Origin of the sequence: Micromonospora sp. NPDC005254, assembly GCF_042872525.1 — a bacterium.
In the GTDB taxonomy this organism is placed as follows: Bacteria; Actinomycetota; Actinomycetes; order Mycobacteriales; family Micromonosporaceae; genus Micromonospora.
This window is the reverse complement of sequence record NZ_JBIAKM010000013.1, coordinates 38,313-53,735: the sequence shown is the minus strand read 5'-3', so window position 1 is coordinate 53,735 and position 15,423 is coordinate 38,313. Positions and strand designations below refer to the sequence as shown.

At 71.4% G+C, this 15,423-nt stretch carries 14 protein-coding genes; 11 read left to right on the top strand and 3 right to left on the bottom strand.

All coding sequences use genetic code 11. The features are described 5' to 3' along the window. Positions 1 to 78 precede the first annotated feature (78 nt). Positions 79 to 1,056: a helix-turn-helix transcriptional regulator gene (locus ACFYPR_RS30475; RefSeq protein WP_387263976.1), complete on the bottom strand. Its 978-nt coding sequence runs from the start codon at positions 1,054 to 1,056 to the stop codon at positions 79 to 81. Positions 1,057 to 1,155: 99 nt separating this feature from the next. Between ACFYPR_RS30475 and ACFYPR_RS30470 the strand changes: the two genes are divergently transcribed. Together ACFYPR_RS30470 and ACFYPR_RS30465 are read left to right on the top strand one after the other, a co-directional pair. Next, positions 1,156 to 1,554: a VOC family protein gene (locus ACFYPR_RS30470; RefSeq protein ID WP_387263973.1), complete on the top strand. Its 399-nt coding sequence runs from the start codon at positions 1,156 to 1,158 to the stop codon at positions 1,552 to 1,554. 91 nt (positions 1,555 to 1,645) lie between these two features. Continuing rightward, positions 1,646 to 2,278, top strand: coding sequence for a TetR/AcrR family transcriptional regulator (locus tag ACFYPR_RS30465; RefSeq protein ID WP_387263971.1), 633 nt, complete (start codon positions 1,646 to 1,648; stop codon positions 2,276 to 2,278). Between the two features lie 21 nt (positions 2,279 to 2,299). On the opposite strand, the gene ACFYPR_RS30460 is transcribed toward ACFYPR_RS30465, so the two are convergent. After that, entirely contained in the window at positions 2,300 to 2,809 is a 510-nt protein-coding gene (locus ACFYPR_RS30460) for a pyridoxamine 5'-phosphate oxidase family protein (protein WP_387264109.1), read from the bottom strand. 135 nt (positions 2,810 to 2,944) lie between these two features. Between ACFYPR_RS30460 and ACFYPR_RS30455 the strand changes: the two genes are divergently transcribed. Next, a complete protein-coding gene (locus tag ACFYPR_RS30455; RefSeq protein ID WP_387263968.1) occupies positions 2,945 to 4,423 on the top strand; it encodes a flavin-containing monooxygenase in 1,479 nt (492 codons plus the stop codon). A gap of 7 nt (positions 4,424 to 4,430) precedes the next feature. Here the strand turns inward: ACFYPR_RS30455 and ACFYPR_RS30450 are convergent, their stop codons facing one another. After that, positions 4,431 to 5,255: a zf-HC2 domain-containing protein gene (locus tag ACFYPR_RS30450; protein ID WP_354855610.1), complete on the bottom strand. Its 825-nt coding sequence runs from the start codon at positions 5,253 to 5,255 to the stop codon at positions 4,431 to 4,433. A gap of 72 nt (positions 5,256 to 5,327) precedes the next feature. Between ACFYPR_RS30450 and ACFYPR_RS30445 the strand changes: the two genes are divergently transcribed. The 8 genes from ACFYPR_RS30445 to ACFYPR_RS30410 all read left to right on the top strand — a co-directional run bounded on the left by ACFYPR_RS30445 (position 5,328) and on the right by ACFYPR_RS30410 (position 15,272). Continuing rightward, positions 5,328 to 6,368 (top strand): TRM11 family SAM-dependent methyltransferase, encoded by a 1,041-nt coding sequence (locus tag ACFYPR_RS30445; RefSeq protein WP_387263965.1) that lies wholly within the window; start codon positions 5,328 to 5,330, stop codon positions 6,366 to 6,368. A gap of 383 nt (positions 6,369 to 6,751) precedes the next feature. Next, positions 6,752 to 6,841 (top strand): K(+)-transporting ATPase subunit F, encoded by a 90-nt coding sequence (gene kdpF, locus ACFYPR_RS30440; RefSeq protein WP_036390805.1) that lies wholly within the window; start codon positions 6,752 to 6,754, stop codon positions 6,839 to 6,841. After that, positions 6,841 to 8,496 carry a potassium-transporting ATPase subunit KdpA gene (gene kdpA / locus ACFYPR_RS30435; protein ID WP_355066635.1) on the top strand — a complete coding sequence of 552 codons (1,656 nt, stop codon included), beginning with the start codon at positions 6,841 to 6,843 and terminating at the stop codon, positions 8,494 to 8,496. Before kdpF ends, kdpA begins: the two co-directional genes overlap by 1 nt. A gap of 20 nt (positions 8,497 to 8,516) precedes the next feature. Then, a complete protein-coding gene (kdpB, locus tag ACFYPR_RS30430; RefSeq protein WP_355066634.1) occupies positions 8,517 to 10,712 on the top strand; it encodes a potassium-transporting ATPase subunit KdpB in 2,196 nt (731 codons plus the stop codon). Continuing rightward, entirely contained in the window at positions 10,712 to 11,593 is an 882-nt protein-coding gene (locus ACFYPR_RS30425) for a potassium-transporting ATPase subunit C (protein ID WP_387263961.1), read from the top strand. The genes kdpB and ACFYPR_RS30425 overlap by 1 nt, the downstream gene beginning before the upstream one ends. Before the next feature lie 73 nt (positions 11,594 to 11,666). Continuing rightward, on the top strand, positions 11,667 to 14,219 hold the full coding sequence (locus ACFYPR_RS30420; RefSeq protein ID WP_387263959.1) for a DUF4118 domain-containing protein: 2,553 nt from the start codon (positions 11,667 to 11,669) through the stop codon (positions 14,217 to 14,219). After that, positions 14,216 to 14,896, top strand: coding sequence for a response regulator (locus ACFYPR_RS30415; RefSeq protein ID WP_354855575.1), 681 nt, complete (start codon positions 14,216 to 14,218; stop codon positions 14,894 to 14,896). Before ACFYPR_RS30420 ends, ACFYPR_RS30415 begins: the two co-directional genes overlap by 4 nt. A gap of 100 nt (positions 14,897 to 14,996) precedes the next feature. Continuing rightward, a complete protein-coding gene (locus ACFYPR_RS30410; RefSeq protein WP_355066631.1) occupies positions 14,997 to 15,272 on the top strand; it encodes an FAD-dependent oxidoreductase in 276 nt (91 codons plus the stop codon). Positions 15,273 to 15,423 lie beyond the last annotated feature (151 nt).

The following is a 15,423-nucleotide window of genomic DNA, read 5'->3' as shown; positions in this document are numbered from 1 at the left end:
TCAGATGATGCTCAGCAGTTCAGGAGCGGCGCTGACAACTGGTGAGCACCGAGTGATCAAGGTGAGGGTGGCGGCGGGCTAGCTGCGAGCCGAATTACGTCGTGCCGAGGCCGCCAGCCGCTCGGCGAGTGCGACGACACGGTGGCGGAGCTCGTCCGGGTGTTCGATGACGAACGGCAGGTCGAGCGCGGCGAGCACGCCGGGTAACCAGTCGAGACTCTCTGCCCGGATCTCCACCTTCTGCCAGCCTTCGTCCGCACCCTCTCGCACCTCGGCGATGCTGGCCGGTAGTCGCCTGCGGATCTGCTCGACTGTTCCTTGTATCCGCAGCGACACCGCATGCTGGTACGGCGCTCGTGCCATCGACGTGAGAAGGTGCCCGGCCGGATCGTTTCCGGCGGGCGGCTCGAACGAGCCCGGCAGCGGTCTCGCGTCCGCGATGCGGTCGAGTCGAAGGGTGCGCTCCTCGCCGATCTCCGGATCGACCCCGGTGACATACCACCGCCCGGCATGGTTGACCAGCCCGAACGGATGCAGCACGCGGACGCTACGTCTGCCGTCGCCCGAGGTGTATTGCAGCGAGATCGGCCGGTGATGGCGGACCGCCTCGGCGACGGCGAGTAGTACCTCGGTCTGCGGTGCGGGGAAGTCACCGGGTTCGGCGGTGAAGGCGAGGGACTGGAGTGCGGCGTCCAGCCGGTCCGCGGTCCGCGACGGCAGGACGCGGCGGATCTTCGCGGCGGCTGTTTCGCCCGCGGTGTCTGTTGCCGTCGCCAACCCGGCACGGCGGCCGGCAATCAGGCCGAGTAGGACGGCCAGGGCTTCGTCCTCGCTGAGCATCAACGGTGGCAGCCGATAGCCGGCGGCTAGGCGATACCCGCCGTAGCGACCGCGCACCGACTCCACCGGCAGGTCCAGGTCGACCAGGTGATTCACGTAGCGCCGCACCGTGCGCGGTTCGACGCCAAGGCGCTCGGCAAGCTCGGCCATCGTCCGGACGCCGCCGGACTGCAGGAGCTCCAGCAGTGCGAGCACCTGAGCTGTCGGTCGTGCCACGGTCCGAACTTTATCAAAATACTGGACCAAATCTGTCCAGTATTTGTTCTAGCGTTCTCTCGACAGACCGGTACCGATCGTACTGAGCAGGGAGAAGACATGGACTTTGTCTCGATCCGCATCATCACCGGCGAGATCAACCGCCTGGTCGGCTTCTACGAGAAGATCACCGGCGTGCAGGCGGTCTGGGGCAACGAGGACTTCGCCGAGTTGCGCACCGCCCACGGCACGCTGGCGATTGGCAGCACCCGCACGGTCTCACTGTTCGCGCCAGGCTCAGCCCGCCCGGCCGACAACCACAGCGTCATCATCGAGTTCCTCGTGGATGACGTGGACGCGCTCTACGAGAGACTGAAAAGCGTGGTGGAGGACTTCGTGAACGAGCCCACGACCATGCCCTGGGGTAACCGAGCCCTGCTCTTCCGCGACCCCGACGGCAATCTGGTCAACTTCTTCACCCCGGTGACCCCCGACGCGATCGAGAAGTTCAGCCGTTGATCGGTCGGCCGCCGAGGCCGGCGGCTCCGAGAAGGCACGGGGGACGTCGACGCCGAGACCGGCGGTGTGAGCTGCCGATAGGGTCGGGCAGATGAGTGTCGAGACGGCTCCGCGCCGCCGCAGGTTGGAGCCGGACGCCCGGCGCGGGCAGATCCTGGCCTGCGCGGTCCGGCTGTTCGGCGAGCGGCCGTACGCGGACGTGTCGACCACCGACGTCGCGCGGGAGGCGGGTGTCGCCCGGGGCCTGGTCAACCACTACTTCGGCACCAAGAAGGACCTCTACCTGGAGGTCGTCCGGGTCATGGTGACCATCCCCGAGGTTGCCCTGGAACGACTGCCCAAAGGTGACCTGCGGACCCGTGTCGATGCCAGTGTCACCTGGTTCCTCGACGTGGTGTCCCGGCACAGCACCTCCTGGCTGGCCGCCGTCACCGCGCGGGGGATGGGCGGTGACGCCGACGTCGAACGGGTGCTCGCCGAGGCGGAGGAGGTCGCCGCCGACCGGATGCTCGTCGCCGTCGGGCTGGCCAAGGAGGCCGAGGACCACGAGGAGTTGCGGGGAATGGTCCGGGCGTACTGCGGGCTGGCGACGTCCACCGCCCGGGAGTGGCTCCAGCGTGGGGCGTTGACCCGGCCGCAGGTCCACCTGCTGCTCACCACCACCCTGCTGACCATCGTCGAACAGGTCGTCCCGCAGGTCATCGCGGCCAGCGACCCGTCCTGACCGCAGCCGGCGGAGGCTTTTTCAGCGACGCCAGAACTGGCGGGGCGCGAACCCGTCCCGTCGCAGCCAGTGCTCGGTATAGACGATCCGTTCCGCCTCGATGACCACGAGGGTGTCCTCGGGCGGCTCGGACAGCGGTCGCCCCCGCTCGGCGTGCTCGTTCTCCCAGCGGAACGCCGACCAGTAGTGCGCACGGTCCGGATCCTCCGGACCGAGCACCCTGGCCGTTCCGAACAGTTGAACCCCGCGGCTGCTCGCCAGCCCGACCAGGGGCGCGAATATGCCGACGGACACGCGCGGATCGGCAGCGATGTTGCGGATCTTCGGCGAACGAGGCGCGGCGGTGAAGAGCACCGCGAAGTCGAGCGGGTAGTACCGCACCGGCGTGGCCAGCGGCCCGTCCGGACCCGTGGTCGCGAGCACGCACATGTTCTGCGACGACAGGAGGTTGAGGATGCGCTCTTCGAGCCGTTCGCGGTCGAGCCGCTTCGTCGGCGTGGGTCCAGCCAGCCACGGATTCGTCAACGGCAGGAAACCCTCGCGACCATGGCGAGCACCTTACCCACGTGGCCCGCTTGGACGGCCACAGGATCAGCGGTGCGCTCGCATCGTTGGCGAGCCGCCAACAAGCTGTTACGGTCGGCCGCACCGCCGAGGGAGCCCGCCATGACCGACAGCGCAGCGACCGCCCGACCTCCCGGTCGGGTGCGGGTGGCGATCATCGGATCCGGGTTCGGCGGGGTGGCGGTGGCCGCCGCGCTGCGCCGCGCCGGCGACGCGGATGTGGTGCTGCTGGAGCGGGCCGACCGGATCGGCGGCGTCTGGCGCGACAACACCTACCCGGGCTGCGCCTGCGACATCCCGGCGCCGCTCTACTCGTACTCCTTCGCGCTGAACCCGGACTGGTCGCGGCGCTTCCCGCCGCACTCGGAGATCCTGGACTACCTGCACCACTGCGTGGCCGAGCTGGGGCTGACCGACAGCGTGCGGTTGCGTACCGAGGTCACCGACGCGTCGTGGGACGAGGCCGGCGCGTGCTGGCGGCTGCGTACCGCCGATGGCGCGGAACTGACGGCGGATGTCCTGGTCCCGGCGGTCGGGCAGCTCTCGCGGCCGGTGGTGCCGGCGCTGCCGGGCGCGCAGCGGTTCGCCGGGCCCGCGATGCACACGGCCCGGTGGGACCCGGCGGTACGACTGGACGGCGCCCGGGTGGCGGTGATCGGCACCGGCGCCAGCGCGGTGCAGTTGGTGCCGGCCATCGCGGACCGGGCGGCCCGGGTCACCGTCTTCCAGCGCACTCCGCCCTGGACGCTGCCCAAGCCGGACCGCCGGCACGGGCGGCTGGGCCGGGCGCTGTATCGGCGGGTGCCGGCGCTGATGCGGGTGCCCCGGGCGGCGTTCTGGTCGGTCACCGTGTTCACCGGGCTGGCGGTGACCGGCAACCGGGTCGCTGCGGCGGTGCTGCGGGGTGTGTCGCGGGCGCAGCGATGGTGGCAGGTACGCGACCCGGAGCTGCGCGCCCGCGTCACGCCGGTCGAGCCGATGGGCTGCAAGCGGGTGTTGTTCACCAACGACTGGCTGCCCGCCCTCGGTCGGGACGACGTCGAGCTGGTCACCGAGGCGATCGTCGAGGTGACCGAGGACGGCATCCGCACCGCCGACGGCCGGGCCCACCCCTGCGACGTGCTGGTCTACGGCACCGGCTTCGCGGCCACCGACTTCCTGGTGCCGATCAGGGTCACCGGACGCGCCGGCCGTCAGCTCGGCGAGGAGTGGCGCGACGGCGCGTACGCGTACCTCGGGATGGCCGTGCCCGGCTTTCCCAACCTCTTCCTCATGTACGGCCCGAACACCAACACCGGCAACACGTCGGTGATCTACTTCCACGAGGCGCAGGCCCGGCACATCGCGCAGGCGGTCAGCCTGCTCGCCGCCGGTGGCGAACCCCTGGAGGTACGCCCCGAAGTGGCCGCCGACTACGACGCGGAGCTGCAACGCCGGCTCGCCGCGAGCGTGTGGACCGCCTGCCGGAGCTGGTACCGCACGGCCACCGGCCGGATCGTCACCAACTGGCCGGGGATGGCCGCCGAGTACCGCCGCCGTACCGCCCGGCTGGATCCGGCCGACTACGGCCGCGTGACGTGATCGATGCTCAGGCGGCGCGGCGGCCGGCCTGCGCTGTCGGGGCGGCGTAGCGGTCGGCGGCCTGCGCGGGGTACGCCCCGGAGTGCACCACCCGCAGTGGCCGTTCGGTCTCGTCCGCGCCGAACCTCCAGCGCGACGGCGTCGGCTGCCGCTGTGGCGCGGGTCCGCCGGGGCGCAGCCCGGGCCGGGACAGCAGGGCGGTGATCAGGTAGCCGACCACCAGGAACCCGTGGCTGACCAGGCGTTCCCCCTCCACCGAGCCGGTGGCGAGGTCGTTGACCGAGAGCAGCAGGAGCGTGCCGACGAACGCGCTGAGCATCGGCAGGAGACCCGCCGGAGGGCTGCGGCGTACCGCCACGAAGAGGAAGCCGGCCCCGACCGCCACGTTCCAGGCGGCCGACTCGTGCCACAGGTGCTGGCCGGCGGCGTGCACGTGGTCCGCGCTCGCTCCCCGGCCCACCTGGGCCAGGCCGAGCACGAGCTGGACCGCGCCGAGCAGCCCGAGCGCCGCGCGCAGCCCGACGACCAACCCGGCGCGGCCGGGCAAGCGGGGTCGCCAGCGCGACCGGCCAGCCGGCGGCGTGTCACCGGCGTCGGCAACCGCGTCGCCAGCGGCGCTGCCACCGACGGCGGCCAGGATCGCGTCGGTCCGGTCGGGCACCTCGGTGACCAATCGGGTACGAACGCGGCGCGTCACCGCGACCGCCGCCGCGAACCAGGCCCGGCACTGGGCGCACTCGTCCAGGTGCCCCTGCGCCGCCGCCCCTTCGGCGGCGGTCTCCTCCCCGTCCAACTGCGCGGACAGGACCTCCCGCCACTGCTCACACCCCATGTGTGGGTAGTCGGTCCGCAGGCCGCTCCGGTTCCCGGCGACCGTCACGCGTTGTGGAATACTCGCCGGATCATGACGCGCTACGGCCTGCTGATCCTGCCCGCCACCAACCGGGTGTACGCCCGCTCCGCCATCGACCTCACCCGGGCCGAGCTGGAGATCTTCGGCCGGTCGGCGCTCGACGGCCGGATCGGCGAGCTGGACACGGAGGTCGTCGGCGGGGCGACCTACGTCACGTTCAGCGGTGACGGGCTGACCGAACGGGACCTGGCCGTCCTGGGCAACCTCTCCGCCGGGTACGCGCTGTTCGAGATCGTCGGCGACCTGCTGCGCCCGGTCGAGTGGAGCCGGCTGGACCGCTACGACGACGATCTGCTCACCATCCAAAAGTACCCCGGCAAGACCAACGAGCAGTTCACCAAGCTGCTGCTCAACGTCACCCTGCTCGCGTCGGACTGGGCCGGCGAGCTGACCAGCCGCCGGTTCCGGGTGCTCGACCCGCTCTGCGGTCGCGGCACCACCCTCAACCAGGCGCTGATGTACGGCTTCGACGCCGCCGGGATCGAGCGCGACCAGAAGGACGTCGAGGCGTACCGCGCGTTCGTCACGACCTGGCTGAAGCAGAAGCGGGTCAAGCACCGGGTGCTGGAGTCGGGGCCGGTGCGGCGGGAGCGCAAGGTGGTCGGCCGGCGGGTGCGCATCGAGTTGGCGCCGACCCGCGAGGAGCACAAGGCGGGCCGTACGCAGTTGCTCGACGTCGTCAACGCCGACACCACCCGCGCGGGGGAGTTCTTCCGACCGGAGACCGTCGACCTGGTGGTCGCCGACGCGCCGTACGGCGTGCAGCACGGCAGCCGTACCGCCGATCAGGGCCTGACGCGTGACCCGCTGGCGCTGCTCGCGAACGCCGCGCCGGTCTGGGCGCGGCTGCTGCGCCCCGGCGGGGCGCTGGGCATCTCCTGGAACACCCACGTCGCCAGCCGCGACGACGCGGCGGCGGCACTGGCCGACGCCGGCCTGACAGTTGTCGACGCGGAGCCCTACCGCGCGCTGCGGCACCGGGTGGACCAGTCGATCATGCGAGACGTGCTGGTGGCCCGCCGCCCGGCCTAACCGGCCGCCCATCCCCTTCGGGCCCTTTGCTCTGCTTCAACCGGCGCAACAGTGTCGGTGCCTCGCTGTCGCCTCCGTTGAAGCAGAGCAAAGGGTGGACAGCCACCCCTCGTCTCCCCGGCTGACGCGCCTCTGTGCCGCATTTCACCTGTTCATGGGCAGGTGTGAAAACCGCGTCAAGAAAAGGTTCGCCGCCGTCATGGTCGCGTTATGACCCCTGCCGTCCGGCGGGTGGTGGGGCTTTGATTGCCCGGCGCGACCGGAAGGCGGTCGCGACGAACCTTTCCGGTTAGAGGAGTCAGCGTGTCTGACGTGGTGTTCGTGGTCCTCACGGTGGCGCTGTTCGCAGTGCTCGCCCTGGTGGTCCGGGCGGTGGAGAAGCTGTGAACGCCGTCAACGCCGTTGGTCTGGTGCTCGCGATCGTCCTGGGCGCGTTCCTGGTGTTCGCCCTGCTGTTTCCGGAGCGCTTCTGATGACCATGACAACAGCGGGCGTCATCTTCGTGCTGACGCTGGTGGCGGCCCTGGTCGCCGTCTACAAGCCGTTCGGTGACTACATGTTCCGGGCGGTCTCCGGGACGAAGCAGTCGCGAATCGAGCGGGGGATCTACCGCCTGGTCGGGGTCAACCCGGCCGCCGAGCAGACCTGGGGCGTGTACGCCCGCAGCGTGCTCGCGTTCTCCGCGGTCTCGATCCTGTTCCTGTACCTGTTCCAGCGGGTGCAGAACCACCTGTGGCTGTCGCTGGGCTTCGACCCGGTGGTGCCGCACGGCGCGTGGAACACGGCCGTGTCGTTCGTGACCAACACCAACTGGCAGTCGTACTCGGGTGAGTCGACGATGGGCCACCTGGTGCAGATGGCCGGTCTCGCCGTGCAGAACTTCGCCTCGGCGGCGGTCGGCATCGCGGTGGCGGTCGCGCTGGTACGCGGCTTCGCCCGCAGCCGCACCGGGCAACTCGGCAACTTCTGGGTCGACCTGACGCGGATCGTGCTGCGCATCCTGGTGCCGATCGCGGTCCTCGGGGCCATCGTATTGATGATCGGCGGGGTGGTGCAGAACCTCTCCGGCGGCACCGACGTGAGCACGCTGACCGGCGGCACCCAGACCATCACCGGAGGCCCGGTCGCGAGCCAGGAAGTGATCAAGGAGCTGGGCACCAACGGTGGCGGCTTCTACAACGTCAACAGCGCCCACCCGTTCGAGAACCCCACGACCTGGACGAACTGGTTGCAGATCTTCCTGATCCTGCTGATCCCGTTCAGCCTGCCCCGGGTGTTCGGCCGGATGGTCGGGCAGAACCGGCAGGGTTACGCCATCGCCGCGGTGATGGGCATCCTCGCGTTCCTCAGCGTCGCCATCACCAACATCTTCGAGCTGGCCGGCCATGGCACGGTCCCGCAGGCGGTCGGTGCGGCGATGGAGGGCAAGGAGGTGCGGTTCGACGTGTCGAACTCGGCCACCTTCGCCGCCGCCACCACGCTCACCTCGACCGGAGCGGTCAACTCGTTCCACGACTCGTTCACCTCGCTCGGCGGCATGATGACGATGGTCAACATGATGCTTGGCGAGGTCGCGCCCGGCGGCACCGGTTCCGGCCTCTACGGCCTGCTGATCCTCGCGGTGATCACGGTGTTCATCGCCGGCCTGATGGTCGGCCGCACCCCCGAGTACCTGGGCAAGAAGATCGGGTCGCGGGAGATCAAGTTCGCCTCGCTGTACTTCCTGATCACGCCGATCCTGGTGCTGGTCGGCACGGCGGCGGCGTTCGCCACCGGCAACAACTCGACGGCGCTCAACGTCGGCCCGCACGGCCTCTCCGAGGTGCTGTACGCGTTCACCTCGGCCAGCAACAACAACGGCTCCGCCTTCGCCGGCATCACGGTGAACACCACCTGGTGGGACACCGCGTTGGGGCTGTGCATGCTGCTGGGCCGGTTCCTGCCGCTCATCTTCGTGCTCGCGCTGGCCGGCTCGCTGGCCCGCCAGGCACCCACCCCCGCGTCCGAGGGCACCCTGCCGACCCATCGACCGCTGTTCATCGGCATGGTCGTCGGCGTCACGGTGGTTCTCGTCGCGCTGACCTTCCTGCCCGCGCTCGCGCTCGGCCCGCTGGCAGAAGGGCTCTGACCATCATGAGGAACGAGGACATGTCCGTCACGTCCGCCCCGACAGAGCAACTGCCAGGCACCCCGGCAACGCAGGGCAACCGGGTCGGCGGGGGCCTGCTCGACCCCCAGCAACTCATCCGGTCCCTGCCGGACGCCGTACGCAAGCTCAACCCGACCACCCTGTGGCGCAACCCGGTGATGCTGATCGTGGAGATCGGCGCGGCCTTCACCACCGTCCTGGCGGTGACCGACCCGTCGGTGTTCGCCTGGGCGATCACCATCTGGCTCTGGCTGACCGTGATCTTCGCCAACCTGGCCGAGGCGGTCGCCGAGGGCCGGGGCAAGGCCCAGGCCGCCGCGTTGCGACAGGCCAAGCAGGACACCATCGCCAACCGGCTGGTCGACTGGAAGCCGGGCGCGCGGGCCAACACCTACCGCGACGAGGCGGTGCCCGCGCCGCAGCTGCGCCAGGGCGACATCGTGCTGGTCGAGGCGGGCGGCATCATTCCCGGCGACGGCGACATCGTGGAGGGCATCGCGAGCGTCGACGAGTCGGCCATCACCGGCGAGTCGGCCCCGGTCATCCGGGAGTCCGGCGGGGACCGCAGCGCGGTCACCGGTGGCACGAAGGTGCTCTCCGACCGGATCATCGTGAAGATCACCCAGAAGCCGGGGGAGAGCTTCATCGACCGGATGATCGCCCTGGTCGAGGGCGCCAACCGGCAGAAGACGCCGAACGAGATCGCGCTGAACATCCTGCTCGCCGCGCTCACGATCATCTTCCTGCTGGCCGTGGTCACCCTTCAGCCGCTGGCGATCTTCTCCAAGGCGTACCAGGCGGCCGCGCCGGACAGCGGGGCGATCACCGGTTCCGGTGTCACCGGTGTCGTGCTGGTCTCGCTGCTGGTCTGCCTGATCCCCACCACCATCGGCGCGCTGCTGTCGGCCATCGGCATCGCCGGTATGGACCGGCTGGTGCAGCGCAACGTGCTGGCCATGAGCGGCCGGGCCGTCGAGGCGGCCGGCGACGTCAACACCCTGCTGCTGGACAAGACCGGCACCATCACGCTGGGCAACCGGCAGGCCGCCGAGTTCGTCCCGGTCGAGGGGGTCGACGCGGCGTCCCTGGCCGACGCCGCGCAACTGTCCAGCCTGGCCGACGAGACCCCGGAGGGGCGCTCGGTCGTCGTCCTGGCGAAGAACGAGTTCGGGCTGCGCGAGCGCGAGCCGGGCGTGATGCCGCACGCCACGTTCGTGCCGTTCACCGCGCAGACCCGGATGAGCGGCGTCGACCTGACCCCGGACGCCAGCGTCGACGGCGGCGCGTCGGGCACGGCCCGCCGGGTCCGCAAGGGCGCCGCCGCCGCGGTCATGAAGTGGGTACGGGAGAACGGCGGCCACCCGACCGAGCAGGTCGGCGAGATCGTGGACGGAATCAGCAGCACCGGCGGTACGCCGCTGGTCGTCGCCGAGCACGTCGACGGTGAGCCGGCCCGCGCCCTGGGCGTCATCCACCTCAAGGACGTCGTCAAGTCCGGCATGCGGGAGCGGTTCGACGAGATGCGCCGGATGGGCATCCGTACCGTGATGATCACCGGCGACAACCCGCGTACCGCGAAGGCCATCGCCGACGAGGCCGGGGTGGACGACTTCCTGGCCGAGGCGACGCCGGAGGACAAGCTCGCGTTGATCAAGCGGGAGCAGGAGGGTGGCCGGCTGGTCGCGATGACCGGTGACGGCACCAACGACGCGCCGGCGCTCGCGCAGGCCGACGTCGGGGTGGCCATGAACACCGGCACGTCGGCCGCCAAGGAGGCCGGCAACATGGTCGACCTCGACTCCGACCCGACCAAGCTGATCGAGATCGTGGAGATCGGCAAGCAGTTGCTGATCACGCGTGGGGCGCTGACCACGTTCAGCATCTCCAACGACATCGCGAAGTACTTCGCGATCATCCCGGCCATGTTCGCCGGCCTCTACCCGAGCCTGGACGCCCTGAACATCATGCGGCTGGCCAGCCCGGAGTCGGCGATCCTGTCCGCGGTCATCTTCAACGCCCTGGTGATCATCGCGCTGATCCCGCTCGCCCTGCGCGGCGTGCGGTACCGGCCGGCCGCCGCGTCGAAGCTGCTCAGCCGCAACCTGCTGGTGTACGGGCTGGGCGGCATCATCGTGCCGTTCATCGGGATCAAGCTCATCGACCTGCTCATCCAGTTCATTCCGGGGATTTCGTGATGCGCCTACCCACCTGGCTCGCCCAACACCTCGCCGCCCTGCGTGCCCTGCTCGTCTTCACGGTGCTGCTCGGGCTGGTCTACCCGCTGGCCCTGGTCGCGCTCGGTCAGCTGCCCGGCCTCAACCACAAGGCCGACGGCTCGCTGATCACCGTGGGCGGCAACACCGTCGGCAGCTCGCTGATCGGCCAGTCCTTCACCGACGCGGACGGCAACCCCGTCCCGCGCTACTTCCAGTCTCGCCCGTCGGCCGCCGGTGACGGCTACGACCCGACGTCCACCTCGGCCAGCAACCTCGGCCCGGAGAGCGTGGTCGACACCGTGGCCACCGACCCGGAGGAGTCCAGCGAGAGCCTGCTTACCCAGGTCTGCGGGCGCAGCAAGGCCGTCGGGGAGCTGAACGGCGTCGACGGCGGCCGTCCCTACTGCACGGACGACGGGGTGGGCGCCGTGCTCGCGGTCTTCCACGCCGACGGTCTGACCGGCCCGGTCACCCGGGTGGTCAGTGTCAACCAGGTCGCCCCGGCCACACCGTTCGTCACCTCGTACCAGGGGGTGACGGTGGAGCTGGCCCAGCCTGGCGAGGACTACGTCGCGGCCGGCGGGGTCATCACCCCGATCCGGGGCGACGCGCCGGCCGACCCGGCGGTGCCCGCCGACGCGGTCACCGCCAGCGCCAGCGGCCTCGACCCGCAGATCAGCCCGGCGTACGCCGAGTTGCAGGTGACCCGGGTCGCGCGGGAGCGCGGCGCTGACCCGGCGGCGGTCCGCAAGCTGGTCAAGGACCACACCGGCGGGCGTGGGCTGGGTTTCATGGGTGAGCCCGGCGTCAACGTGCTGGAGCTCAACCTCGCCCTCGACAGGCAGTTCACCGCACGCTGAGCACCCTCGCAGGCGGGGTCGTGCCGACCGGGCGCGGCCCCGCCCGCCGATCTGACCAGGGAGGATGGTCCCCGTGCCACGCGGAGAACTGCGCATCTATCTCGGGGCCGCCCCCGGCGTCGGCAAGACGTACGCCATGTTGGAGGAGGCCCAGCGGCGGGCCGCGCGCGGCACCGACGTGGTGATCGGTTTCGTGGAGACCCACGGCCGCCCGCACACCGCCGCGATGATCGGCGACCTGGAGCAGGTCCCCCGCCGCGCGATGACCTACCGGGGCGTCGAGTTCACCGAGATGGACGTGGACGCCGTGCTGGCCCGCCGGCCGGAGATCGCGGTGGTCGACGAGCTGGCGCACACCAACGTGCCCGGTTCCCGCCACGGCAAGCGCTGGCAGGACGTCCAGGAGCTGCTCGACGCGGGGATCGACGTGCTGTCCACGGTCAACGTGCAGCACCTGGAATCGGTGAACGACGTCGTCGCGCAGATCACCGGCACCACCCAGCGGGAGACCGTGCCCGACGAGATCGTCCGCGCCGCCGAGCAGGTCGAACTGGTCGACATGACCCCGGAGGCGCTGCGCCGCCGGATGGCGCACGGCAACATCTACCGCCCCGACAAGATCGACGCGGCGCTCGGCAACTACTTCCGGGTCGGCAACCTCACCGCGCTGCGCGAGCTGGCGCTGCTCTGGCTGGCCGACAAGGTCGACGAGCAGCTCGACCGCTACCGCAGCCAGCAGGGCATCGCCGCCACCTGGGAGGCCCGCGAACGCGTCGTGGTGGCGCTGACCGGCGGCCCGGAGGGCGAGACGCTGATCCGCCGGGCGGCCCGGGTCGCGGCCCGCAGCAAGGGCGCCGACCTGCTCGCCGTGCACGTGGCCCGCAGCGACGGTCTGGCCGGCGCCGATCCGGCCCAGCTGGCCCGCCAACGGGTGCTCGTCGAGAGCCTCGGCGGCACGTACCACCAGGTGCTCGGCACCGACGTGCCGGCCGCGCTGCTCGACTTCGCCCAGGGCGTGAACGCCACCCAGCTGGTGCTCGGGGCCAGCCGGCGGGGCCGCCTCGCGCAGATCTTCGCCCGGGGCGTCGGGGTGACCACCACCGCGCTCTCCGGCTCGATCGACGTGCACCTGGTCACCCACAAGCAGGCTGGCAAGGGCCGTCGGGCGGCGGCCGTGCCGGCGGCGCTGTCCCGCCGCCGCCGGCTGCTCGGCTTCGGCCTGGCCGTGCTCGGCATGCCGCTGCTCACCCTGCTGCTTGAGGCCCTGCCCGACCTGACGCTGACCAACGACATTCTGCTGTTCCTCGCCGGGGTCGTCGGGGTCGCGCTGGTCGGCGGGGTGTGGCCGGCGCTGATCGCCGCGCTCGGTGGGTCGCTGCTGCTCAACTGGTTCTTCACCCCGCCGTACCGCACGCTGACCATCGCCGAGGCCGACAACCTGCTCGCCCTGGCCGTCTTCGTCGGTGTGGCGCTTGCCGTGAGCTGGATCGTCGACGTGGCCGCCCGGCGTACGCGGGAGGCCGCGCGGGCTGCCGCCGACGCGCAGACCCTCGCCGCCGTCGCCAGTGGCGTGCTGCGCGGCGAGCGCCCCCTGCCCGCCCTGCTGGACCAGCTCCGGGAGACCTTCGGGCTGCGCGCGGTGAGCGTGCTGGAGCTGGCCGAGGAGGCGAACGGCCGTCCCGACCGGTCCCGCGAGGAGCACGCCTGGTGCGTCGTCGCCAGCGTCGGCGACCAGCCCGCCTGCACGCCCGACGCCGGCGAGACGGCAGTACCCGTCGACGACCGGATCACCGTCGTGCTCAGCGGCCGGCGCCTGGAGGCCGCCGACCGGCGGATCGTCGAGGCGTTCGCCGCCCAGGCCGCCGTCGCGCTGCGCCAGGAACGGCTCGCCGAGGAGGCCGCCACCGCGCGGCCGCTCGCCGCCGCCGACCGGATGCGCACCGCGCTGCTCGCCGCGGTGAGCCACGACCTGCGTACGCCGCTGGCCTCGGCGAAGGCGGCCGTGACCAGCCTGCGCAGCCACGACATCGAGTTCGACGAGGCCGACCGCGAGGAGCTGCTGGAGACCGCGGAGGAGTCGCTGGACCGGCTCGCCCGGCTGGTCGGCAACCTGCTGGACATGAGCCGCCTCCAGGCCGGCGTGCTGGGCATCTCCGCCACCGCGATCGGCCTGGAGGACGCCGTACCCCTGGCGTTGGACGAACTTGGCCCGTCGGCCGCGACTGTCGCCACGGACATCCCGGCCGACCTGCCCGCGGCCACCGCCGACCCGGGCCTGCTGGAACGGGTGCTCGTCAACGTCATCGCCAACGCGCTGCGCTACAGCCCGCCCGACCAGCCGCCCACCGTCACCGCGAGCGCGCACGCCGGCCAGGTGGAGCTGCGGGTCATCGACCGGGGGCCGGGCATCCCGGAGGACCAGTGGGAGCACGTCTTCCTGCCGTTCCAACGCCTCGGCGACCGGGACAACCAGACCGGCGTCGGCCTCGGGCTCGCCCTGTCCCGGGGGCTGGCCGAGGCGATGGGTGGCAGCATCACCCCCGAGACCACGCCCGGCGGTGGGCTCACCATGGTGCTGCGGCTGCCCGCCGCCGCGCAGAGCAGCTCGGAGGAGCCGCAGGAATGACGCGCATCCTGGTCGTCGACGACGAACCGCAGATCCTGCGGGCCCTGCGGATCAACCTGCGTGCCCGCCGGTACGACGTGGACGTCGCCGCGACCGGGGCCGCCGCGTTGAAGGCCGCCGCGAGCCACCCGCCCGACCTCGTGGTCCTCGACCTCGGCCTGCCCGACATCGACGGCGTCGAGGTGATCCGCGGCCTGCGCGGCTGGACCGCCGTGCCGATCATCGTGCTCTCCGGCCGGGCCGGCAGCGAGGACAAGGTCGCCGCGCTCGACGCGGGCGCGGACGACTACGTCACCAAGCCGTTCGGGGTGGAGGAGCTGCTGGCCCGCATCCGCGCGGTGACCCGGCGGCTCGGCGCGCCCAGCGAGGCCGTGCCGGCGCTGCGGATCGGCCGGCACACCGTCGACCTGGCCGACCACCGCGTGTGGCGCGACGACGACACCGAGGTCAAACTCACCCCCACGCAGTGGAGCGTGCTGGAGAAGCTGCTGCGCCACCCCGGCAAACTGGTCAGCCAGCGCCAGCTCCTCCAGGACGTGTGGGGGCCGGAATACCAGAACGAGACCAACTACCTGCGGCAGTACCTGGCCCAGCTGCGCCGCAAGCTGGAGGACGACCCCGCTCGGCCCCGCCACCTCATCACCGAGCCGGGGATGGGCTACCGCTACCGCCCCTGACCCGTTGACACCCGCCGGCAGAGATTGAAGAATTTCGTTCGCAGCGGCAGCGGCGTGCTTCTGTAACCGTCCCCCTCCGGTTACCCCTCGGGAGCCTGCCGTGTCCCTGCCCCTGTCCCGTCGCCGGCTGCTGACCACCGGCGGCGCCGGCCTCGTCCTGGCCGGTCTCACCGACCCGTTCCGCGCCGGCCCCGCACGAGCCGCCGTCACCACCGCCGACCTGGTCGTCTACGGCGCCACCTCCGGCGGGCTGGCCGCCGCGATCACCATGCGCCGGCTCGGCCGCACCGCAGTGGTGGTGGAGCCCACCAGCCACGTCGGCGGGCTGAGCACCGCCGGGCTGGGCGCCACCGACACCGGCGTCCAGCCGGGGTGAGCTTCACCGTCGGGCGCGAGTCCAACGACACGTACGGCGAGACGATCAACAGGGTGCAGTCCGGCAACACCCACCAGTTCGCCTACCCCGTCGACCCGTACGTGACGGCCGGCTCGCCCGCGAGCGGCCTGTTGCCGGGCATCTCCGCCGC